Annotated in this window: 22 protein-coding genes and 1 tRNA gene; 6 read left to right on the top strand and 17 right to left on the bottom strand. The window is 66.5% G+C overall.

The window, feature by feature from the left end; genetic code table 11:
* Positions 1 to 71 precede the first annotated feature (71 nt).
* The 3 genes from SSA01S_RS14265 to SSA01S_RS14275 form a co-directional block, all read right to left on the bottom strand.
* Positions 72 to 2,177 (bottom strand): transglycosylase domain-containing protein, encoded by a 2,106-nt coding sequence (locus SSA01S_RS14265; protein WP_061780914.1) that lies wholly within the window; start codon positions 2,175 to 2,177, stop codon positions 72 to 74.
* A 73-nt stretch (positions 2,178 to 2,250) separates the two neighbouring features.
* Positions 2,251 to 3,543, bottom strand: a complete 1,293-nt coding sequence (locus SSA01S_RS14270; RefSeq protein WP_061780889.1) for a dicarboxylate/amino acid:cation symporter — start codon at positions 3,541 to 3,543, stop codon at positions 2,251 to 2,253.
* A 98-nt stretch (positions 3,544 to 3,641) separates the two neighbouring features.
* Positions 3,642 to 3,716: transfer RNA gene (locus tag SSA01S_RS14275), tRNA-Thr, on the bottom strand.
* 85 nt (positions 3,717 to 3,801) lie between these two features.
* Between SSA01S_RS14275 and SSA01S_RS20200 the strand changes: the two genes are divergently transcribed.
* The gene (locus tag SSA01S_RS20200) at positions 3,802 to 3,936 is read left to right on the top strand and encodes a hypothetical protein (RefSeq protein WP_272867562.1); all 135 of its coding nucleotides are present in this window, start codon (positions 3,802 to 3,804) and stop codon (positions 3,934 to 3,936) included.
* Between the two features lie 6 nt (positions 3,937 to 3,942).
* Here the strand turns inward: SSA01S_RS20200 and SSA01S_RS14280 are convergent, their stop codons facing one another.
* Entirely contained in the window at positions 3,943 to 4,398 is a 456-nt protein-coding gene (locus SSA01S_RS14280; protein ID WP_061780890.1) for a DUF3429 domain-containing protein, read from the bottom strand.
* 73 nt (positions 4,399 to 4,471) lie between these two features.
* Positions 4,472 to 5,425, bottom strand: a complete 954-nt coding sequence (locus SSA01S_RS14285; RefSeq protein ID WP_061780891.1) for a YXWGXW repeat-containing protein — start codon at positions 5,423 to 5,425, stop codon at positions 4,472 to 4,474.
* A 440-nt stretch (positions 5,426 to 5,865) separates the two neighbouring features.
* Between SSA01S_RS14285 and SSA01S_RS14290 the strand changes: the two genes are divergently transcribed.
* The 3 genes from SSA01S_RS14290 to SSA01S_RS19600 all read left to right on the top strand — a co-directional run bounded on the left by SSA01S_RS14290 (position 5,866) and on the right by SSA01S_RS19600 (position 9,527).
* Positions 5,866 to 8,697: a TonB-dependent receptor gene (locus SSA01S_RS14290; protein WP_061780892.1), complete on the top strand. Its 2,832-nt coding sequence runs from the start codon at positions 5,866 to 5,868 to the stop codon at positions 8,695 to 8,697.
* 101 nt (positions 8,698 to 8,798) lie between these two features.
* On the top strand, positions 8,799 to 9,347 hold the full coding sequence (locus SSA01S_RS14295; RefSeq protein WP_061780893.1) for a hypothetical protein: 549 nt from the start codon (positions 8,799 to 8,801) through the stop codon (positions 9,345 to 9,347).
* Positions 9,348 to 9,371: 24 nt separating this feature from the next.
* A complete protein-coding gene (locus SSA01S_RS19600) occupies positions 9,372 to 9,527 on the top strand; it encodes a hypothetical protein (protein WP_156477823.1) in 156 nt (51 codons plus the stop codon).
* 133 nt (positions 9,528 to 9,660) lie between these two features.
* On the opposite strand, the gene SSA01S_RS14300 is transcribed toward SSA01S_RS19600, so the two are convergent.
* On the bottom strand, positions 9,661 to 10,359 hold the full coding sequence (locus tag SSA01S_RS14300; RefSeq protein WP_061780915.1) for a pirin family protein: 699 nt from the start codon (positions 10,357 to 10,359) through the stop codon (positions 9,661 to 9,663).
* A 113-nt stretch (positions 10,360 to 10,472) separates the two neighbouring features.
* Between SSA01S_RS14300 and SSA01S_RS14305 the strand changes: the two genes are divergently transcribed.
* Positions 10,473 to 11,402, top strand: a complete 930-nt coding sequence (locus SSA01S_RS14305; protein ID WP_061780894.1) for a LysR family transcriptional regulator — start codon at positions 10,473 to 10,475, stop codon at positions 11,400 to 11,402.
* A complete protein-coding gene (locus SSA01S_RS14310; RefSeq protein ID WP_061780895.1) occupies positions 11,399 to 11,995 on the top strand; it encodes a TMEM175 family protein in 597 nt (198 codons plus the stop codon). The genes SSA01S_RS14305 and SSA01S_RS14310 overlap by 4 nt, the downstream gene beginning before the upstream one ends.
* Here SSA01S_RS14310 and SSA01S_RS14315 read toward each other — a convergent pair.
* The 11 genes from SSA01S_RS14315 to SSA01S_RS14365 all read right to left on the bottom strand — a co-directional run bounded on the left by SSA01S_RS14315 (position 11,985) and on the right by SSA01S_RS14365 (position 22,848).
* Positions 11,985 to 12,680, bottom strand: a complete 696-nt coding sequence (locus SSA01S_RS14315) for a YoaK family protein (protein WP_061780916.1) — start codon at positions 12,678 to 12,680, stop codon at positions 11,985 to 11,987. The genes SSA01S_RS14310 and SSA01S_RS14315 overlap by 11 nt on opposite strands.
* 11 nt (positions 12,681 to 12,691) lie before the next feature.
* Positions 12,692 to 14,098, bottom strand: coding sequence for an alginate export family protein (locus SSA01S_RS14320; protein WP_061780917.1), 1,407 nt, complete (start codon positions 14,096 to 14,098; stop codon positions 12,692 to 12,694).
* Between the two features lies 1 nt (position 14,099).
* Entirely contained in the window at positions 14,100 to 14,522 is a 423-nt protein-coding gene (locus SSA01S_RS14325; protein ID WP_061780896.1) for a DoxX family protein, read from the bottom strand.
* A 1-nt stretch (position 14,523) separates the two neighbouring features.
* Entirely contained in the window at positions 14,524 to 15,405 is an 882-nt protein-coding gene (locus SSA01S_RS14330) for a hypothetical protein (protein WP_061780897.1), read from the bottom strand.
* A gap of 26 nt (positions 15,406 to 15,431) precedes the next feature.
* A complete protein-coding gene (locus SSA01S_RS14335) occupies positions 15,432 to 17,276 on the bottom strand; it encodes an amidohydrolase (RefSeq protein ID WP_061780898.1) in 1,845 nt (614 codons plus the stop codon).
* Between the two features lie 80 nt (positions 17,277 to 17,356).
* Entirely contained in the window at positions 17,357 to 17,572 is a 216-nt protein-coding gene (locus tag SSA01S_RS14340) for a DUF1427 family protein (protein ID WP_061780899.1), read from the bottom strand.
* A gap of 22 nt (positions 17,573 to 17,594) precedes the next feature.
* Entirely contained in the window at positions 17,595 to 18,431 is an 837-nt protein-coding gene (locus SSA01S_RS14345; protein WP_061780900.1) for an alpha/beta fold hydrolase, read from the bottom strand.
* Positions 18,432 to 18,473: 42 nt separating this feature from the next.
* A complete protein-coding gene (locus SSA01S_RS14350; protein WP_061780901.1) occupies positions 18,474 to 19,133 on the bottom strand; it encodes a hydrolase in 660 nt (219 codons plus the stop codon).
* 129 nt (positions 19,134 to 19,262) lie between these two features.
* Positions 19,263 to 19,472, bottom strand: a complete 210-nt coding sequence (locus SSA01S_RS14355) for a hypothetical protein (RefSeq protein ID WP_061780902.1) — start codon at positions 19,470 to 19,472, stop codon at positions 19,263 to 19,265.
* Positions 19,466 to 20,299, bottom strand: coding sequence for an alpha/beta hydrolase (locus SSA01S_RS14360; protein WP_156477825.1), 834 nt, complete (start codon positions 20,297 to 20,299; stop codon positions 19,466 to 19,468). Before SSA01S_RS14360 ends, SSA01S_RS14355 begins: the two co-directional genes overlap by 7 nt.
* Positions 20,300 to 20,400: 101 nt before the next feature.
* Positions 20,401 to 22,848: an ATP-binding protein gene (locus SSA01S_RS14365; protein ID WP_061780904.1), complete on the bottom strand. Its 2,448-nt coding sequence runs from the start codon at positions 22,846 to 22,848 to the stop codon at positions 20,401 to 20,403.
* Positions 22,849 to 22,897: the final 49 nt, after the last annotated feature.

A 22,897-nucleotide genomic window follows, 5' to 3' on the forward strand; every position in this document is an offset into this window, starting at 1 on the left:
CTATCGATAGCGGGACACCCCTCCACCATCCTTCGGACGGTCCCCCTCCCCTTGCAGGGGAGGAATAAGAACTACTCCTCGCCGTCATAGCGTTCGTCAGGCGGGCGGCGGTCTTCCGGGCCCGGCGGCGGGCGTTCGCCCCGGCGGCGGCCCGGACCGATGCTGATCGAGCCGTCCTCACCGGTCTTCAGGTCGATGCCCAGCCCCTGGATGATATCGCCCACGGGGTCGGTTTCGGCGGGCATCACCTCTTCGCCCATGCCGTTGCTGATCGCATCCGGGTCGGTTTCCTCCATCACCACCGGCGCGGGCACCGGCGGGATGTCGAGCGCGGACTGCATGAAGGCGCGCCAGATGCGTGCCGGGACGCCGCCGCCCGACAGGCCGGGATTGGGCGTGTTGTCGTCATTGCCGACCCACACGCCGACCACGAGGTCGCGCGCGAAGCCGACGAACAGTGCATCGCGCGAATCCTGCGTCGTGCCGGTCTTGCCATAGGCATCGACGGTGAGCAGCGCCTGCCGCCCCGTCCCCGTCTTGATCGAGGAGGAGAGCAGGTCGAGCATCCCGTCATGCACCGCCGAGGCGAAGCCGGTCTTGCGATCGGTTAGCGATTGATACCAGCCCTTGTCCTTGACGTCGTTCAGGCCGCGCGCGGCAACTGGATAGCTTTCATTGGCGACCGCGGCATAGGCGGCGGTCAGCTCCAGCAGGCTGACGGTCGAGGTGCCGAGGCCGATGGTCGCCTCGTTCGGGATCGGCGTGGTGATGCCCAGATCGCGCGCCGCATTGATGACCGACTTCACGCCGACCGCCTGGGTCAGCCGGGCGGCGGCGACGTTGGACGAGCGCGCAAAGGCCTGGCGCAGCGTGATCTTACCCAGATAGCGGCCATCGCTGTTGCGCGGCTTCCACCCGGCGATGTCGACCGGCTCGTCCTCGATGGTCGAGTCCGGGGTCATGCCGGAGCGCAGGGCCGCCAGATAGACGAACAGCTTGAACGCCGAACCCGGCTGGCGCCGCGCCTGGGTGGCGCGGTTGAACGGGCTCTTGGAATAATCCTTGCCGCCGACCATCGCGACGACGCGGCCATCGGGGCGCATCGCGACCAGGGCGACCTGCGCCTGGTTCAGCCCGGCGCTGCGCACGGTGCGTTCGGCGATCCGCTGGAGCCGGGGATTGAGCGTCGTCTGGACGGTCGCCTCGGTCTTGATCTCGCCTGCCTGGTCGCGCGCCTCGGGCAGCACCCAGTCGGCGAAATAGGTGCCGCTGGGCAAAGTCTCGGGCCGCGAGGCAAGCACGCGTTGCGGCTGGACGGCATCGGCCTCCGCCTTGGTCAGGAAGCCCGCATCCTCCATTGCCGCGACGACGACGGCCTGCCGCGCGCGCGCGCCCTTGAGGTTGGTGGTGGGGGCCAAGCGCGAAGGGGCCTTGACCAGTCCGGCCAGCATCGCCGCCTGGCCGATGTTCAGCTTGTCCGGGGTGCGGCCGAAATAATGCTTCGACGCGGCGGTGATGCCGTACACATTGTCGCCGAAATAAACGTTGGACAGATAGCGCGACAGGATCTCGTCCTTGGTCAGCCACGCCTCCAGCCAGAAGGCGATCATCGCCTCGCGGATCTTGCGGCCCGCCGTTCGATCGGAATCGAGGAACGCGTTCTTCGCCAGCTGCTGGGTGATGGTCGATCCACCCTCGCGCACGCCGCCCGATCCGACATTGTGCCAGGCGGCGCGCAGGATGCCGCGCGGGTCGACGCCCCAGTGCGAATAGAAACGCCGGTCCTCGATCGCCATGAACGCCTCGCGCACATGGGCCGGCAGCTTGGCGGCATCGACCGGCGCGCCGATGATCGCCCCGCGCCGCGCGATCGGCGTGCCGTCATCGGCGGTCAGCGTGATCGAGGGCGGCGTCGGCGGCTGGAGCGAGCGCGACAGCGGCGCGGTGACGGCCAGCCAGATGATCGCGATGACCAGCAGGATGATGCCCGCGCCCATCCCGCGCATGATCCACCGGCCCCAGCGGATGCGGCGGCGGGGACGCACATCCTCCGGTGCCTCGTCGGTGCCGAAGGACCAGCTCTGCGTTTCCGCATCATAGAGCGGATAATGAGGGCCGACCGGCTCGTACGGACGGTCGAGGGGTACACGGTCGGGATTGAACGGATCGGGGCGCATCACAGGGTTCCGGTGGTCGGCCACTCGCGTGTATTACTCCACCAGAACACCGCGCGCAAGCTCATGCACGCGTTTACCCTGTTTGCGGCACCTCCGGCAAGCGCTCCGCCGGGGGCGTGTCGGTGATGAGGCCCGCCCGGTGTGCGACGATGGTCGGGACCAGCGCCTGGCCCGCGACGTTGATCGCGGTGCGCCCCATGTCGAGGATCGGGTCGATCGCGAGCAGCAGGCCCGCACCCTCTAGCGGCAGACCCAGCGTGGACAGCGTCAGCGTCAGCATAACGACCGCGCCGGTCAGCCCCGCCGTCGCCGCCGAACCCAGCACCGACACCAGCACGATCAGCACATAATCGCCGACATGCAGTGGCAGACCATAATATTGCGCAACGAATAATGCCGAGATCGCCGGATAGATGGCGGCGCACCCGTCCATCTTGGTGGTCGCGGCAAAGGGCACGGCAAAGGCCGAATAGGCGCGCGGCACGCCCAGTCGCCGCTCGACCGCATCCTCGGTCACCGGCAGCGTCGCGATCGACGAGCGCGAGACGAACCCCAGCTGGATGGCGGGCCAGGCGGCGGCATAGAAGCGCTTCGGCGACAGGCCATTGGACAGCAGCAGCAGCGGATAGACCACGAACAGCACGAGGCCGAGTCCGATATAGACGGCCAGCGCAAAGCTGCCGAGCGCGGACAGCGACTGCCACCCATAGCGCACGATCGCATTGCCGAGGAGCGCGCCCGAGCCAAGCGGGGTCAACCGGATCACCCAGGACAGGATGCGCCGGAAGATGGCCAGCGCCGAGGCATTGAACGATAGGAAGCTCTCGCCCTTGTCGCCGACCCGCACGGCGGCGACGCCGATTGCGACCGCCATGACGATGATCTGGAGGATGTTGAACGACAGCCCGGTCTTCAGCGCACCGCCGTCCCCCGCGCTGGTCGAGGCGGACAGGCCCAGGATATTGGACGGGATCAGCCCGCGCAGGAAGTCGAGCCAGGAGCCCGCCGTATCCGGCCGCACCGCACTACCCGCCGCGACGCCCGCGTGCAGGCCGGGTTGCAGGACGGTGCCCAGCATCAGGCCGATGCTGACCGCGATCAGCGCGGTGATGGCAAACCAGATGAAGGTGGCGGCGACCAGCCGCGCGGCATTGTTCAGGTCGCGCAACGCCGCGATCGAGGCGACGATGGCGGTGAACACCAACGGCACGACCAGCACCTTCAGCAGCTGGACGAAGCTCTCGCCGATGATGCGCAGGGCCTCGGCCAAGCCGGCGATACCCTGCGACCGGGCGAGCAGGCCGAGCAACAGGCCGACGGCCATGCCGATGAACACCTGGGCACCGAAGGAAAAACGAAATTTCATCCGACCATAGCTAGCGAGACCGCGAAACGATCCCAACCAACTTTTGCATGGGGGCTAAAAGCTCCCCCTTTCAGGCCGCTGAGACGGCAGGGGGAGAATGGTGCTGCCGGTGAGGATTGAACTCACGACCTCAGCCTTACCAAGGATGCGCTCTACCACTGAGCTACGGCAGCACTCGCGTCTCGACGCGGGAAGCGCGCCTAGAGACGATTGGGCGGGCATTGTCAAGCGTCCGTTGGACAGATTATGCGAATTGCCATGGCGAAGGACGAACGCGCGGAGCGGCTGGCGGCAGCGCTCCGGGAAAATCTGAAACGGCGCAAGGCGCAGGCGCGGCAGGGCGAGGGCGATGGCCGTCCCGCAGAGACGCCGCCGCGCGACGATCCCGCCTGATGCGAATCACCAGGGGGCGACGATACCGAGCAGCAGCGTCGACGCTCCCAGGCCGAGCGACAGGGCCAGCCTGAGCCGACCCCAGCCGGGCATCTCGCGCACCGATGGGGCGATCCGTGCATCGACCAGCGGCGTCAGCAGGATGATCGCACCCAGGATGCACAGCGCGACCCGAAGCGACCCGGCGCCGAGCAAAGGCGGCAACAGGACGGCCCAGCCGATCAGGCTCGGCGCCACGGCGGCGACATAGGGCAAAATGCGCCGGTCCTGCCGAATCAATGCCTCCATCCACCACAGCCCGCCCAGAAAGGACAGGATGAGCGCCGCATAGACGCCCCCGGCGATCGTGGCGGGCAGCCCGAGCCGCGGCGCGACCAGCGCCAGTGCGATGCAAAGCGGCGGCGGCAAGACCCCGGCCACGCCCAGGATCAGCGGTGGTCGCGGCAGGGGGCGGGGCGTCATCGTGTCACCTCAGGGGCTGGTGGTCGGTCCCGGTGGATACGCGGCAAGCGCCCGATGGTTCACGCCGCCACGTTCAGCCATGGCGATGATGATCGCCGTGCGGCGGACGCGGCGGCGCTGGCGGCCTGGGGGCGGGGCGGAAGACCACGCGCGGCGGCGCATAACCATGCGGGGCCAGGGTAGGCCGTGTCATCGCCATCGGCCGCGCGGAATAGCCGCCGTCACTCCATGTCGCAGCGCTCCGCTGCGGCGGCAAGGGCGCGCGCCAGGCGGTAAGCGGCCGGGCGAAGGGCACTGGGCGCGCATCGATCATGGGGGCCGGGGCCCCATGGCCGCGTTGGACGACCGGCATGGGCGCGGCCATCGGCATGGCCGCCGGGCCGCGATTCGGCGGTACGAACCCATGCGGGGTCGGGCGCATCGCGGTCATCGGTGGCATGGGATGGAGAGGGGCAGCGACGTGCATCTCGTGCGCGGCCATCAGCTCTTGCGGGGTCGGGCGCGCGGACACGCCGCCGGGGCCGCCATTATAGCTGACCCGGGTGATGTGGTTCACCACCACATTCTGCCGATAGATATGGGTCACATGGACGTTGGTGATGTTCGTGACGGTCGCATTGTAGGCGAAGTGGTTGCCTTGCCAATAGCCGCCGTGAAAGCCGAAGCCGGTATAGCCGAAGCCGTAAGGTACGCCGCCGTAAAAGCCGACATGCGGTCCCCAATAGCCCGAGTGGAAGACATACAATCCGTCCTGCCAACCCCACCAGGGCGGCGTCCACAACAGGCCCGGACGCGGTGCCAGCATCCAATTGCCCGGCACCCAGTAATAGGCCCCGGCCAGATCGTCCCAAGCCCAATAGCCCGGCGTCCAGACATAATCGGGACCCGGCAGCGGCGGCTGGGCATAGACGGGCAGCGGCGGCGGCGCGAGCCGGACGCTGATACCGACCGAAAGCTGTGCGGCGGCGGGTGCCGTCGTCAGCAGCGCCATCGCAGTAAAGCCCGCCGCAAGGATGATCCTGGTCATCACAATACTCCTGAACCTTTTATGGGACAGGGACGTGCGACCGGCTGGCTGAACGGCAAATTACAGGGAAGCGGGATGGACGATTGTTCATCCGCGCATCACGGTCGGTGCCGATAAGGCATGGAAAACACGGCGATAAAGATCGGGGAATGTGAAGGGTGTCTGCTCGCTGCCGGGCCTGTGAGATGGCGTCGTGCGGAGCGAACGAGCGATGGCCGATCAATTTGCCTATTTGTCTGATTGGCCAACCGCCCCGCGCAAGAGCCCCGCGCCATTTTCCATCAGAAACACGCCCCTTCGTCCGGCGGCACAAGGCGTAACGCAATGTTTTGTGACGGAATTGTGAAAACTTTGTTCATTGACCCCTCCGAACGGCCTCGACACTAAGTCAGACAAATAAAGTCGGTCCCGTAGGACTGGCATGATGGAGGAGGGGGTTTATGAAGCGTCTTGCGCTGTTGCTGTCCGTTGCACCTTTGGCGCTGGCGTCCGCCGCCCAGGCGCAGACCGCGACACCCGATCAGAAGAGCGATTCCACCGCCGCCGCCCCTACCGCTGCGGCTCCAAGCGACGCCACCACCACGGACGGCGGCTCGACCGATGGCGAGATCATCGTCACCGGCCTGCGCCAGAGCCTGGCCAATGCGGCATCGATCAAGCGCAATTCGGATGCGATCCTGGACGCGGTGGTCGCGCAGGACATCGGCAAATTGCCCGACGATACGGCGGCCGAAAGCCTGGCGCGCCTGGCGGGCGTGCAGGTCAACCGCTATGGCGACGAGGTCAGCGGCGTGCTGATCCGCGGCCTGCCCGACGTGGCGACCACCTATAACGGGCGCGAATTCTTCACCGCCGAACTGCGGCGCAGCCAGTTGCAGGACTTCCCCGCCCAGGCTTTGGCGGGCATCGAGATCTACAAGTCCGGCACCGCCGACATCATCGAGCCGGGCCTGGCGGGCCTGGTCAATGTCCGCACGCGTCGTCCGTTCGATTTCAAGGGATTGGTGGTCGCAGGCGGCCTGCGCGGCACCTATAACGACCAGAGCCGCAAATACGACCCCAGCGGCAATATCCTGATCTCCGACCGCTGGAACACGGGCATCGGCGAGGTCGGCCTGCTGGTCAATGCCAGCTATGCCCAGTCGCAATATCATAATGCGATACGGTACAATAACACCAGTATCACCGATTCCAGCCCGGCCTCGGTCATCACCCCGGCGCAAACGGGGACGATCCGCTATCCCTACAGCGTCGGCCTCTACAATCCGGCGGGCAAACGCTGGCGCCCCTCGGCCAATTTCGCGCTGCAATGGGCGCCGAACAGCTCTACCCAGGTGTATCTGGAGGGCATTTATCAGGGCTATCGCGGCCAGGGTTATGTCGACGACTGGGACAATGACCTGCGCGGGCAGGACCCGACGCTGAGCGACGTCGTGCTGGTCAACGGCACCAACGACGTGCGCAGCCTGACCAAGACGGGGGGGTATCGCCAGCAGGCCTATCGCTCGACCGATCGTGCCCAGACCAACACCTATCAGATCGCCAGCGGCGCGAAGTGGGAAACCGGGCGGGCCACCCTGTCGACCGACTTCGCCTATACGACCAGCGTCTACTCCGACTATACGCACAGCCTGGATTCGGCGCTGACATCGCCGCAGGTGGTGAAGGCCGACTTCATCAGTGACGGCGGCGTGGCGTTCAGCCTGCCTGGCTTCAACGTGACCGACCCCTCGCAATATATCTGGCGCGGCTATTACGAGGCCTATTACCGGACCTCGGGCAGCGGTTTCCAGTGGCGGGGCGACGTGTCGCTGGACACCGATCCGCTGCCGTTCCTGAAGAAAATCCAGATGGGGTATCGCCTGACCACGCGTCTGGCGGATTACGCCTCGGCCAACCGCTATGCCTATACCGAGAATCTGCGGATTCCGTTCAGCAGCCTGGGCATCGGCCAGCTCGGCCTGACCGGCAATCCGTTCCGGGGCAGCGACCAGGGCTTTACCCAGTATCTTAGCTATCCGTATGGCGACATCGACGGCGGCCAGGCGCGGTTGCGTGCGCTGTCGCGGCAGGCGCTGGCGCAGCTGGTTGCGCTCAATCCCAACGACCAGGGCTATAAGAACGCGCAGACCCAATTTGCCAGCGATGCGGTGCCGGTCGACCCCTCGGGCACTTTCCACGCCAATGAAAAGACCTACACCGCCTATGCCCAGGGCAAATACGGCTTCAACATCGGTTCGATCGAGGTCGACGGGCTGGCGGGTGTCCGCGCGGTTATCACCGACGGCGTCTATTCGGGTGTGTCGCAGATCTACAATAACGGCATCCGCACGCTGACGCCCCAGTCGCTGCATCAGGATTATGTCGACATCCTGCCCAATGCCAGCATGCGGATGAAGTTCACCGACACGCTGCAATTGCGCCTGGGCTATACCTTCACCCGGACCAAGCCCGATTTCGGCCAGCTCAACCCGGCGCTCAACATCACCACCGTCGTGCGCAATGCAAACCAGCCGCTCGATCCGAACAACCCGTTTAACGTGATCACCGCCAATGGGTCGGGCGGCAATCCGAATTTGAAACCGCTGACCTCGCACAATTACGATGCCAGCCTGGAATGGTATTTCTCGAAGACGGGAATGATCAGCGGGGCGGTATTCTACCGCGACCTGTTCGGCTTCATCAGCAACTACACGCGGTTCGTCCAAGACCCGCAATATGGTTTCGTCCAGCTGAGCCGCCCGGAAAATGCGGGCGAGGGGCGGATTCTGGGCGCGGAGGCGAACTTCCAGTCCTTCCTGGATTTCCTGCCCGGCGACCTGAAGGGCTTCGGCGTGCAGGGTAATGTGACCTATCTGGACGGCACCAATCGCACGCCCAATTTCTCGCAGAACAGCAACAGCTTCACCTATGGCCCGTTCGTGCCGATCACCGGCCTGTCCAAATGGACCTACAACGCCTCGCTTTTCTACGAACGCAACGGCATCACCAGTCGCCTGTCCTATAATCGCCGGTCGGATTTCGTGAATTACTATGGCACGGACATCAACAACAAGCAGACGGTGAACGGCACCCTGCCGATCAGCCGCCTGGACTTCTCGCTGAGTTACGACATCGCCAAGCAGTTTACGCTCAGCGTCGATGCGACCAACCTGCTGGCCAAGCCGTTCCGCGACTTTACGACCGACAATTACGGGTTCCGCTACACCCAGGATATTCGGGACGAAGGCCGCTATTACGGCGTGGGCTTCCGCTTCCGCTTCGGCGAGTAACGGCCGCGCAAACGGGGGAACCGCTTTCGGGGCTGACCCTAAGAACAGGGGCAGCCCCATTTTTCATCGCCAGCGCACACGGCCCTTCCCAAGGCACTGGGTTGAGTCGCGCCCAGCCGGTGCCGTTCGACGACCGTTACTGGGGACCGTCCTGGTATGACAGCCTGGGCTTCGTCTACGGCCTGGAGGAAGTTTACAACACCGGCATCGGCAACAGCCGCGACAGTGCACGCCATTCGGTCAACATCGTCCAAGGTGATTCCTATCTGCCCTTCGCATCGCGCAATGCCGAGCGGAACATGATGATCGGGAAGGCACGCTACGTGCTGGCCAGTACGCCGCGTGGACCGCTCAGTGTCACCGGCTCGGCCTGGGTGTCGCAGGTGTACAGCTTCGACACCGGCGGGAACGGCTCTCGCCACGCCTTCGTGCTGAGCCTGAAGGACGATCGCCGTCCGCTGCGCTTCAAGTTGCTGGCCGCGCGGCAGGATATCGATCCGCCCAACCTGCAACGCAACGATCTGATCGCGGTCCGCGATTATGACTTTTTCTCCAACATCGCGGCCAAGGGCACGCTGGCCTTTGCCGCGATCGGCCATCCGATCGAAGCCGGCCGCTTCCCCTTCAGCCTCGACCTCTATTCCAGCTAGGCCCGCGTCGGGAAGCGCTCGGGCTTGGCCGATACGCAGCGGATCAAGATCTGGACCGAAATGCTGGTCGGCCGCAACGATCCCTCTATCGGCGCCGGCCAGTTCGGCTCAGGCGCCGCCCAGGGCGGCGATGATCGGTGGAAGGTCTCCCTTCTGATGATGTTCGGTTATTATATCTAGCGGTTGTTGGGTGTGGGTGGCGCTGGTCGGCGACAAGAATGCCAAAGCCTCATTTGGTACGGAGGCTAAACCTGATCCCTTATGATGATTGGCGAGGATCACGGTCGTTTAACCGCATCCTCGCCAACCTGATTTAGGCAACGTCGACCAGGATCACCTCGCTGTCCTCAACTGCCGTGACCCGAAGCGTCTCGGTCCGGTCGATCGCGGCGCCGTCGCGTGCGCCGACCCGCTGGCCTTCGATCTCGACGGCACCGGTTGCGGGGACGAGATAGCCGCGCCGGTCCGCGCCCAGCGGGTATTCCGCCGTCTCACCCGCCTTCAGTGTTGCCGCCACGATCCGGGCATCGGTGCGGATCGTCAGCGCGTCCGCGTCCTCGGCAAAGCCAGACGCAAGTGTCACGAACTGCCCCGCCCGCTCGCCCTTGGGAAAGGGCCGCGCGCCCCAGCTGGGCTTGTCGCCCTTGGCGGTCGGCACGATCCAGATTTGGAAGATCTTCGTCGTCACGTCCTCCAGATTATATTCCGAATGGGTGATGCCGGTGCCTGCGCTCATCACCTGAACATCGCCCGCCTCTGTGCGGCCCTTGTTGCCCAGATTGTCCTGATGCGTGATCGCGCCTTCGCGGACATAGGTGATGATTTCCATGTCGCGGTGCGGATGCGGCGGAAAGCCGGTCTTGGGGGCGATCGTGTCGTCGTTCCAGACCCGCAAATGACCCCAGTTCATCCGGGCGGGATCATAATAGTCGGCGAAGCTGAAATGGTGCTTGGCGTTCAGCCAGCCATGATCGGCACCACCAAGACCAGCGAAGGGACGAACCTCGATCATCATCTATCTCCTTGAAACCGGGCTGATCTGCCCGTCTGTTGTCCCGGAGATAGGCCTTGTCGGCATGCCTGTTCAGTGAGATAAATCAGGCATAAACGTTCGATGGAATTGAAATGGCGAACCCCGGCTTTCCGACCTTCGACCAGATCAAGATCTTCCTGGCGGTCGTCGATACGGGCAGCTTCGCAGGCGCTGGGCGGCGGTTGAACCGGGCGGTGTCCGTCATCAGCTATGGCATCGCCAATCTGGAGGCGCAGCTGGGCGTGCGGCTGTTCGACCGCGAGGGGACCAAGAAGCCGGTCCTGACGGTCGAGGGACGCGCCGTGCTGGCCGAGGCGCGGGCGATCGGCGAGGGCGTGGACGGACTGCGCGCCAAGGTGAAGGGGCTGCTGGAGGGGCTGGAGGCCGAGGTCAATCTGGCGGTCGACGTGATGCTGCCTGCGCCCCGGCTGGGGACGATCCTGCGCGCGTTTCGCACCGAATTTCCCACCGTGTCGCTGCGCCTGCATGTCGAGGCGTTGGGCAGCGTGACCGCGATGGTGCTGGACCAGACGGCGGCGATCGGCATTTCCGGCCCGGTCGCGGCGGGGATCGAGGGGGTGGAGTGTGTCGGCGCGGGCGCATTGCCGTTGGTGCCGGTCGCGTCGCCCGATCATCCGCTCGCCCGGATGGAGCGCATTCCGCCGGGTGCGGGGCGCGATCATATTCAGCTGGTCCTGACCGACCGGTCGCGCTTCACCGAGGGGCGGGACTTTTCGGTGATGAGCCCCAGGACCTGGCGGCTCGCCGATCTGGGCGCCAAGCATTCGCTGCTGCGCGAGGGGATCGGCTGGGGCAACATGCCCTTGTCGCTGATCGAGGCCGATCTGGCGACGGGCGCTTTGGTCCGGTTGCACATGCCCGACCATCCCGGCGGCATGTACCGTTTCGCAGGCGTCTGGCGCCGCGACCTGCCGCCCGGCCCCGCCGCATCCTGGCTGCTCCAGCAGTTCGTCGAAGCGGGCGCGGCGGATCGCGATATGCCGGGACTGGGCGAGATATGAACACCGGGCGGCTGGAGGCCTTCACCGACGGTGTGATCGCGATCATCATTACGATCATGGTGCTGGAGCTGAAGGTGCCAGCGGGCGGCGAGCTTTCGGCGCTGTCGCAGGAAGCGCCGGTGCTGCTGGCCTATGTGCTCAGTTTCATCAATGTCGGGCTGTATTGGAACAACCACCATCACCTGCTCCATGCGACCGATCGGATCGATGGGCGGGTGCTGTGGGCGAACCTGTTCCTGCTGTTTTGGCTCAGCCTCGTACCGTTCGTCATCCGCTGGCATGACGAGAGTCATTTCGCGGTGGGGGCGACGGCGGCCTATGGCGTGGTGCTGGGCATGGCGGCGGTCGGCTACAAGCTGACCGAATGGGCGATCGTCGTCTGCAACGGCGCGCAGTCGCGTGTCGCCAGGGCGATCGGGCGGGACTGGAAGGGGTGGGGGAGCATATTGCTCTATGCGGTTGCGGTGCCGCTTGCCTTTGTCAGCCGGGTTGCCGCCATCGCCATCTATGTCGGCGTCATCGCGCTGTGGCTGGTTCCCGATCGCCGCATCGCCCGCGCGCTGGCGGGCGAGGACATGACGCTTACGCCTTGACGACGCCGTTCGATGCGGGGTGAAGCGTACAGGCGATCGTGCCGCCCAGCACCAACACCCCGGCCAAGGCGAGGGGGGCGGCAAGACCGACGTGCAGCAGCAGCGCGGCGCCGACGCACGCGCCGACGAAGATCGCCGCCACCGCTGCGATCCGGCGCGTCCAGTTCGGGTTGCCACCCCCCGCGGCGGTCGAATCGGCGGCGAGGCCGGTCAGGGTCAGCGTCAGGACGGTGGTGGTAAGGTCCGCGACTTTCATCTGGCGGATGGTCGCATTGCGAAAGCCCATCGCGAGGCCGGTCAGCGCAATGATCGCGAATACGGGCGGGGATTCCGGGCTGTTGCGGCCCATGCCGATCGCCAGCACGGCGGCGATCCATAGCAAAGCGGTCTCTATCGCGGCGGCCGTCAGCAGCCAGCGCCGCTCGGGCCGCCCGACATGCGCCCGCCCCGTCCGTCCGCCGATCAGCGCGCCGACCAGAAAGCTCAGCAAGGCCGCGACGAACAGCGGCCACGCAAAGCCCGGCGTCCCCGCCGCCGCAAAGCCCAGGAAGACGATGTTGCCGGTCATGTTCGCGGTGAACACCTTGCCCAGGCCCAGCACGCTGGCCGCATCGACCAGTCCGGTCGTTACGGACAGCACCAGCAACAGGGGCACGCGCGGGTCGAAACGGGGGGCATCGGTCATGGTCATGCTCCTTAGAACCGGAAATTCGCCTCCAGCCCCCACAGGCCCGTGGTGCGGGCAGGGCCGGTCTGGCGGAGAAAGCCGCCCGGCACGAAGGCCGACAGCGAGGTGGAGAGTTCGAGTTCGGGCGTCGCCTGCCACGCCAGCGCGACCTCGGCCTGCTTGCCGATGAAGCGGGCGGTCGCGGTGCCGGGGGCGCGGATCAGGTTGCCGGGAATGTCATAGACGCCGTCGCCGCGCGATTGCCGCCAATAGGCCATGGCGGCGACACTCGCCGAGACGCCGTGGCCCAGCACGACGCTGGCGCGCGGATTGACGCTGACGATATTGCTCGGCCCGATGGGCGACAGCTCGCCGAAATATTTGCCCTTGGGAAACAGGGCATTGAAGGTGCCCAGCCGCCCGTCCCCGGCATGGGCGTCGCCGCTGACCATGTTGAACCGCAGGACGAGGTCCGGTGACAAAGGCGCGGTGGGGAAGCGGTGACCCAGCTCGGTCGCGACGGTCCAGGCGCGAATGGATTGCTCGGCGAACCGCCCGAACTGCACCACCCCCTCGACATTCCAGTGCCAGGGTCCGGCCGCGCCATAGTGACGGACGCCCAGGCTGTGGCGCCGCTCCGCCCCCGTGAGCCCGCCGAACCGGGCGAGGCGATTGCGATAGCCGAGATAATAGAGGTCCAGCCCCCCTTGCCCCCATGGTATGGTGGCATAGGCACCCCAGAGCGATTTCGTCGTCGAGCGGCGATCGTCGAAGTTATGCGGTCCCGGCTGGACCGGCTGCACGGCCAACAGGTCGACCTGTGCGCCGGGCAACGACAGGATGGCGCGGCCACCATCGAACGCCAGCGGGACATTAGGGCCATAGCGCGTACCGATCAGCCGTTCGCTGCCGAAGGACAGCATCTGCCGCCCGGCGCGCAACGTCACGCCCGGCGCATCGCTCGCGCCGGTTTCGGCCGCCCCTAAGCGCACATCGACGAACCCCTGCAGCAGGTCGACCCGCGTCTGGTCGATTGGCCCGGCGGAAGGCGCGACGCCGATCGCATAGGCGGCGATCGGCTGGACGAAGCCCCGCACCCGGCCGACGTGAAGGTCGGCGTAGGGAAGCGCGCGCAGCCAGACATAGGCATCGTCGGGTGCCGCCGCGCCGCCCCACAGATTGTCGCGATACGCCTCGCGCCGCGCCCGCAGCTCCAGTCCGGTGGTCAGATAGGCGCCGTCGTCACCGATCGGGATATATTTGAACGGCTCGGTCCAGTGATCGTCGCGCGCACTGGGCTCGGCCAGCCTGCCCCAATGTTCGTCATAGCGCACGATCGTCAGCGTCGGCGCCTGCCACGCCTCGGTGCCGCTTTGTCCTGCGGCACCGGCAACGGCATCGGCCTGCGCCGCCGCGGCTGCCAGCAGGAGGGCCAGGTCAAGCACGGTCCCGCCCGGCCAGCATCGTGACCAGCACGAAGCCGCCGACCAACCCGATGTGCTCGAAAAAGCCATTGGTCGCGGCGAACCGTTCCGCCCCCGGCGGCATCGTCCAGAAAGCGTTGGCGGTCAGCGCGGCAAGCGCGGTGAACACCCCCAGCATTCCCGCCCCCAGCCAGACGAACCGCCCGATCAGGATCAGCAGCGGCCCGATCAGTTCGACCGCGATGGTCAGCGCGGCCCAGAGCGCAGGCGGTGTCATGCCGAAATGCGCTTGCTCCGCCACCGCCCCCGGCCAGTCGGTAAGCTTGACGATGCCGCCCAGCAGGTACGCGCCGCACAGAGCCAGCCGGGCCGCGAACCATGTCGCACGGTGTCGCGCGATCGCCTCGACAAAGGCCGGATTGGCGGAGCCGCGCATGTCAGTAGATCACGGGCGAGTGGATTTCGGCGATATAGCCGCCCGGAAAGCGGACCATCGCCGACTGGCGGTCGCCCGCGACATGCGGCGACACCAATGTCTCGACCCCGGCGGCGCTCGCCTGGGCCAGCGTCACCTGCAGGTTCGTGACCTTATACCCGGTCACGTCGCGACCATAGGGCCATGGCAACTGGCCGTCCGACACGATCACCATCATGTCGCCGTAACCCGAAGTCAGGCGCACCCGGCGATAGGTCTTGCCCGGCTGGCCGATGTCCGCACCGTCCGCCGCCCTGTCATCCGACAGCACCCGCGCATGGGCATAGCCGCCCCAGCTCTTCAGGAAGGCATTCGCCGCGTCGGCGGTTAGATAGACGCGGTTCTCCGGCACATTGGCCAGCGGCGCGTAACGCGGCTTGGCGGTGTGCCAATAGAGCTGCATGTTGATGCCGCCCGGCCATTGCACCACCACGTCGCGCCCGATCGGGTCGGGAAAGGTCGTGATGACCCGCACCGCGCCGTGCTTCACCGCCGCTGCGACCGCCTTGTCCATATCGGTGACGAGATAGCCGGTCCGCTCCTGTCCGAAGGGATAGGGGATGGGCGTCAGGAAGCCGAAGGCCGAGACGCTGCCCGCGGGCGTCAGCGCCAGTTGCGACTTGGTCTTGCTGGGCGTCGGCGTGACCTGAAACTCGCCCTGCTTGCTCAGGCTGCCGCCAAAGGTGGCGACGAAGCTGCGCATGAAGGCGTCATACTGGTCCTGTGGCACATAGACATGGGTCGTGTCGTATTGCGGGCCGACCGCGAAATCGGGGGTTTTCTGCGCGGTGACGGGCGCCGTGCCGAACAGGACGACCGCCGCGAGGAACATGGTCTTCTTCATCGCAATTCTCCTTTGGTCGGGATGGATCAGACGGCCCAGCAGCCGCAGCCGAACGAGCCCCAGAAGCTCTGCACATCGGCGGCGGGCACATCGGCGCCGAGTGCGGCGGCATGGTCATGGCCATGCACCGCGCAGCCGCTCGCGCAGCCACAGGCGCTCGCGAGTTTCGCGCTGGTTTCGGGTGAGCGGTAATAGCCGCCAAAGGTCGCGACCGGCGACCAGTCGGGCATGGGCTTGGGCAGCGCAGGCGCGAGCGGGGCATAATCTCCTTCGCCGGACACCACCTTGCCGCCCAGGATGGTCAGGACCGAGTGCAGATGCGGAATGTCACTTTCGGGCACCGCGAAATAATCGTCCGACAGGACCGCCAGATCGGCAAGTTGGCCGACCTTGATCTGCCCCTTCTTGCCGACCTCGTTGGAAAACCAGGTGTTTTCGTGCGTCCACATGCGCAGCGCCTTTTCGCGGCTGACGCGGTTGGCACCGGGATAGAGCGATAGCCCGCCGACCGTTCGGCCGGTCACCAGCCAGTTGAGCGACACCCAGGGATTGTAGCTGGCGACGCGCGTCGCGTCGGTGCCCGCGCCCACCGGGATGCCCGCCGCGATCATCTTACCGATCGGCGGCGTCCGTTCGGCGGCCTTCTGGCCATAGCGCTCGACGAAATACTCGCCCTGATAGGCCATGCGGTGCTGCACCGCGATGCCGCCGCCCAGCGCGGCGATCCGGTCGATATTCCGGTCGCTGATCGTCTCGGCATGGTCGAAGAACCAGTTGATGCCGGTCAGCGGGATGTCGCGGTGGACCTTTTCATAGACGTCGAGCGCGCGGCCGATCGTCTGGTCATAGGTGGCGTGCAACCGCCACGGCCAGCGATGCTCGGCGAGCAGGCGGATCACCGGCTCCAGATCGCCCTCCATGCTGGGCGGCATGTCCGGGCGCTCGACGCGGAAATCCTCGAAGTCCGCCGCCGAATAGACCAGCATCTCGCCCGCGCCATTGTGGCGATAGGTGTCGTCGCCCTGCCCCGGCGACACCTGCTTCACCCAGCCGGAGAAATCGGCCAGCTCTTCTTTGGGCTTCTGGGTGAACAGATTGTAGCTGATGCGGACGGTCAGCTGGTCATCGGCGTGCAGCTTCTCGATGATCTCGTAATCGTCGGGATAGTTCTGGAACCCGCCGCCCGCATCGATCACGCCAGTGACGCCCAGCCCGTTCATCTCGCGCATGAAATGGCGGGTCGAATTGAGCTGATACTCGGGCGGGAGCTTGGGGCCCTTGGCCAGCGTCGAATAGAGGATCGTCGCATTGGGCTTGGCCAGCAACAGGCCGGTCGGATTGCCTGCCGCATCGCGCACGATCTCGCCGCCCGGCGGATTGGGCGTATCCTTGGTATAACCGACGACGCGCAGTGCGGCAGCGTTGAGCAGCGCGCGGTCATAGAGATGCAGGATGAAGACCGGCGTGTCGGGCGCGACGGTGTTCAGTTCGGCGATGGTCGGCAGGCGCTTTTCGGCGAACTGATGCTCGGTAAAGCCGCCGACCACGCGCACCCATTGCGGCGCGGGCGTATTGTCGACCTGACGCTTCAGCATCGCCATCGCATCGGCCAGCGTCGGCACGCCGTCCCAACGCAACTCCATATTATAGTTCAGCCCGCCCCGGATGATGTGCATGTGGCTGTCGATCAGGCCGGGAATGATCCGGCGCTGGCCCGCATCGATCACCTGGGCGCGCGGGGCGGCGGCGCGGACCTCCTGCTCGGTGCCGACGCACAGGAACTTGCCGTCGCGGATCGCGATCGCCTGAGCCTCGGGATTTTCGCGGTCGAGGGTCGTGACCTTGGCGTTGACGAGGATCAGGTCGGGCATGGCAATATTCCTATCGGCGGCGAATAGGGGGGACGCGGCAGTGGCGGCGAGCCCGGCCAGCGTCTGGCGGCGGGTGGGCATCATGGCTTGCGCTCCGGCACCGGGGGCTGGGGAGCGGGGGCCGCGACCGGCGCGCCCGTGATCCGCTGCGCCACCGGCACCGCCTGCTCGCCCAGCAGGATGCCGAACAATCCGACCAGTGCGATCACCGGCGGCGCGGGCGATTTGACGCCGAGGAGGCTGTACACGATGCCGACCAGCAGACCGGCACCCAGCGAGAGAAGATAGGGTTTCATCGGACAGCCTCCCGAAGTTCGATCAGCCGCGCACGAAGGCGAGCAGATCGGGGTTGATGACGTCGGCGTTGACGGTCAGCATCCCGTGGCTGAAACCGGGGTAGATTTTCAGCGTCGCGTCCGGCAGCAGCTTGGCCTGCAACTCCGCGCCCTGATGATAGGGCACGACCTGATCGTCATCGCCCGCCAGGACGAGCGTCGGCACGGTCATCGCCTTCAGATCTTCGGTCTGGTCGGTTTCCGAAAAGGCCTTGATGCCCGCATAATGCGCCTGCGCGCTGCCCATCATGCCCTGGCGCCACCAATTGGCGATCACGCCCGGTTGCGGCGTCACGCCTTCGCGGTTGAAGCCGTAAAACGGCCCGGCGGCGACATCCTGGAAGAATTGCGCACGATTGGCCGCGGTGCCGTCGCGGAAGCCGTCAAAGACGCTGATCGGCAGGCCGTTCGGATAGGCTTCGGTCTTCGCCATGATCGGCGGCACCGCGCTGACCAACACCGCCTTGGCGACGCGGCCCTGCGGAATGCCATATTGCGCGACATAGCGGGCGACTTCGCCGCCGCCGGTCGAATGGCCGATATGGACCGCATTGGTCAGGTCGAGGTGGCGGGCGACCACGTCGGCATCGCTGGCATAATGGTCCATGTCATGACCGGTGCCGATCTGGCTGGAGCGGCCATGCCCCCGCCGGTCGTGCGCGACGACCCGGTAGCCTTCGTTCAGGAAGAACAGCATCTGGGTGTCCCAGTCGTCCGACGACAACGGCCAGCCATGGTGGAAGACGATCGGCTGCGCGTCCTTGGGGCCCCAATCCTTGTAGAAGATCTCGGCGCCGTCCTGCGTGGTCACATAGGTCATGGGTCGTTCCTTTCGTGTCTTGACGTTGAGAGAAGGGAGGGATCAGGCGTGACCGCCTTCGGAGGCGCCGAACATCGACTTGGCGTAGGTGACGCCCAGGCCGTAGGCACCGCCCCACTTCCGCGCGATCCCGGTGGTCGATGCGTAGGTTTCGGTGCGCGCCCAGTCGCGTTGCAGTTCGAGCAGATATTGCAGCGCCGTCATCGGTTTGGCGCCGAGCTGGATCATCCGCTGCACGGCCCGCTCATGCGCCTCGACCGAGATGTCGCCACAGGCATCGGCGATGAAATAGGCGTCGAACCCCTGCTCGATCGCGGAGGCGACGGGGCCGACGATGCACACGCTGGTCCACAGCCCGGCGAACACGATCCGGTCCTTGCCGATCCGGTTGACCTCCTCGATCACGGCGGCGTCTTCCCAGGTGTTCATGCTGGTGCGATCGAGCATCGGCTGGCCGTCGAACGCCTCGACGATCTCGTCGAACATCGGGCCTGAAAAGCTCTTTTCGGCGACCGTGGTCAGGATGGTCGGCACGCCGAACGCCTTGGCGGCGCGGCTGACCAGTGCGGCGTTGTTGCGCAGCAGTTCCGGTGCGATCGACTTAGTGGCGAAGGCCATTTGCGACTGGAAATCGATCAGGATCAGGCTGTGGTCCGTCGGCGAGAGCAGCGAGGAGCCGGGGGTCGGGGTGGCTTTCGGCATCGTGTCTTCCTTCCTGTTTTTAAGCGACTTGGCGGGTGTTGAGGGGAGAGTAGGCAGGACCGGCTTGGCGGAATATCCCGATAGTTTCGGCCTGTGCGTTCAAGAAAGTCGAATAGTTGCCAGTGGCGATCACCGCGGGGCGGCGGGCGCCATCACGGCGCGCAGCACGATGGCCAGGCCGATCAGATAGAGGAACAACAGCATCGCCAGCGCCCCGTCCGACCCCATGGCGAGGCAGGCGAGCCCCACCAGCAGCAGCCCGCCGCCACCGATCAGGATACGGGTGAACAGCGCGTCCCGGTCGGCGGTCGGCGGCGACAGATCGTGCGGCATCAGCATGGGAAAAGCTCCTCGGAAGCGGGGGTGTGAAGATGGTCGCGCAGGGCGGCGGCGATGACGCGCATGGCGTCGATCGCACCGGCCGCGTCACGTAAGGGCGGTAACCAGGTGAAATCGTGGATCATGCCGATGATCCGCGCGGCGGAGAGGTCGACGCCCTGCGCCATCAGGCGGCGGCCCAGCGCCTCGGCCGGTTCGGCAAAGGGGTCCGCCTCGGCGGTGAGCAGCAGCGTTCGGGGAAAGCCGAAGGGCTCGACCGTCAGCGTGGCCGGGTCGATGATCGCCGCAGCCTTTGCCCCGAGATGCGCGGCCTGTTCGGCGTTAAGCCATTCCGTGCCCGGCACATCGGAGGGGCGCCCCACCACCGGGGTCGCCAGCACGAGCAGCCGGATCGACCAACCGGCGGGTCGCGCCATCACCAGCGCCAGCGCAACGGCCGCGCCCAAGCCGTCACCGCCGATCGCGATGGGCCCATGGTCGGCCAGCGGCATCGCCGCAACCAGCGCGACGGCACCCGACAGATCGGCCTCGGCGATGCGGTAGCGCAGGATCTCCACCCCCGCATCCTCGGCCAGCGCGCGAAGTGCGGGCAGCCGATCCTCGTCACGATCCGAGGAGACCTCCAGATACAGGAACAGCGGCAGCGGGCGGTCGTGGCCCGCCGGATGAAGCGTCACGAGCGACGATGCGCTCGCGTCCTGCCGGCTGGCGCGTCCTTGCCAGCGGTCCAGGAACGACTGGACGACGGGATCGAGCACCGGATGCTCGGCGACCGTCGAAAGCCGCACGGCGCGTGGCGGCATGGCAGGGTTCGTGTCGTGGGGCACGGGTTAAGTCCTTCAAATCACGTGTCGATCACTGACCGACTGACAAGAAGGACTATGGCCGCCGCACCCGATCCCCGCGAGTGAAGCGTCGTGAAGAGTCGTTAAGCGCCTTCGCGCCGCCAGGGTACGTCGCCGCCGCTGCCCATCGCGACGGCATACATCTCCGCCTGCATGCCGCTGACCCGATCAGGCGCGTGGGCGGCCGGATCGAGCGCCTGCCCATAGCCTGCGACGAAGCTGTGCCAGTGGTCCAGGCCGTGCCGGGTCGTGCGCCGCGCCAGCGCCGCGATCCATTCCGCCGCCAGCGCATGCTGCTCCGCCGCGATCGCCACCGGAATGCAGCCGACCGCCAGCCCGTAACAGACGGACAGCGCATGATCGATCCGCTCGGCATCCTGTGCGCATTCCCGTGCGAGAGCCATGGCGGTCGTCAGGTCGCCCTCCGCCCAATGGAGCCGCATCAACAGGCTGAGCACCGCGATCTTGCCATCGACCTGGGCATGATTGGCATGGTTGGCGCGCTCGGGGGCGGCGTCGCCCGCCATCACCACCTCCAGCATGCGCCGCGATCCGGCGTGATCGCCTGAGAAATGTAGCGACAGCGCCAGCATGTGCGCCGCCGTCTGCCGATCCGCCAACGCGCCGTCCGCGCCGACCCGTGCATCGAAGCGTCGGGCGAAGACGAGGCTTTCGTCATAGCGTCCGGCCAGAATGCTCTGCGCCCACACGCCCCACAGCGCGCGCAAGGCGAGCGGCGCCGAGCCGATCTCCTCGGCCAGCGTCAGCGCGCGGGCAAAGGCGTCGGCCATCGCGGACACCGGTCCCTCGGTATGCCAGAGGCCATGACCATAGGCGGTCAGCAGCTCGACCTGGCGGGTGGGCTCCACCTGTCCTTCGGCCATGTTCGCGATAGCCGCCTCGGCATAGCGCAAGAATTCGGCGGGCAGCGACAGGTGGAACCACAGCGGCGCGGCGGCGATGACCAGTTCGGTCGCCAGGCTAGCGTCCTTGCCCCCGCTGGCCCAGGCAATGGCGCTGCGGACGTCGTCGATGCGCACGCTATATTCGGCCAGCCACTCCCGCGGCGCCTTGCCCTCCCACGCGGCGGCGCTGTCGGCCAGGCCGCGCAGCAGCACATGGGCATGGTCGCGGTACGCCTGTTCGGCCATGCCGGTCGCACGCAGCCGCTCCTGCCCATAATGCCGCGTGGTATCCAGCAGACGATAGCGCATCGACCTGGGCGAGGGCGTCGCCACGACCAGCGACTTGGCGACCAGTTCGGCGAGCAGTTCGTCGGCCACGAACCGGGCGACACCCGTCCCCGCGGCCATGGCCGCCGCATCCTCGGCATCGAAATGGCTGCGGAACAGCGCGAGCCGATCGAGCAGATGCTGTAAGGGTGGTGCGAGCAGATCGTAGCTCCAGTCGAGCGCGCCGCGCAGCGTCCGGTGGCGCGGCAGAGCCGTGCGCCGCCCCCGCGTCAGCAGGGCGAACCGATCGTCCAGCGCGTCGGCGATCGCCTGCGGCGTCATCGTGTCGATCCGCGCGGCGGCCAGTTCGATCGCCAGGGGGATACCGTCCAGCTTGCGGCAGATGTCGACCACCATGGCCATGCTCTGCGCATCGAGGCGGAAATCGCTATTGGCGGCGCGGGCGCGTTCGTCGAACAGGGCGGGCGCGGAGAGCAAGGCCACCTGCGCAAGGCTGGTCGTCGCGTGTTCGTCCGGCAGGTCGAGCGCGGCGAGCCGGTGGACCCATTCGCCCTGCGCGCGCAGCGGCTCGCGGCTGGTGACGAGGAGCATCGCCTGCGGCGCACCGCGCAGCACCGCCTCGGCAAGCGACGCGGCGGCGTCGATGACATGCTCGCAATTGTCGAGCAGGATCAGGGCGGGCCGCTCGCCCAGCCTGGCCGCGATCCGCTGCGGCAGATCGGCACCCGATGCGGGGAGTTCGAGCGTGGTGGCCAGCGTTGCCGCCACCATCGCCGCGTCCGTCACCGGGGCCAGATCGACAAACCACGCCTCGATCCCCATCGCCTGTACCAGCCGGTGGCCGATCGCGGTGGCGGCGGTGGTCTTGCCGATCCCGCCGGGGCCGACGATCGAGATGAAGCGCCGCTCGGCCAGTTCGTCGGCGATGGTCGCGATCACATCCTCGCGCCCGAAAATCCGCCCGATCGAGGCGGGCAGCCGGGACAGGCGGCGCTCGGCCGATGGAGTTATATCTTTGCCTCCCAAGCGTTCGACCGGCAGGGCCAGGCGATAGCCCCGCCCCGCATCCGCCACGATCGTCGCTTCGCCGTCCGGCATCGCCAGCGCCTTGCGTGCGGCGGACAGGTGGACACGGATCGCGCTGTCGTCGATGACCTGGTTCGGCCACACCCGGTCTATCAGCGCGTTGCGCGGCACCAATCGCCCCTCCGCCTCGACCAGCACCGCCAACAGGTTGAGTGCCCGGCCGCCCAGCTTCAGCGGCACCCCGTCTCGGGTCAACGTCAGGTGCGGAACATCCATCTGAAAGGGCCCGAAGCGATAGCGCGTGCCGGTCATGGCATCAGGACCCTTTTGTTGGAAGAACGATCATGCCTCTCTAACCGCT

The organism is Sphingomonas sanguinis NBRC 13937 (assembly GCF_001591005.1).
GTDB classification, from domain to species: Bacteria; Pseudomonadota; Alphaproteobacteria; order Sphingomonadales; family Sphingomonadaceae; genus Sphingomonas; species Sphingomonas sanguinis.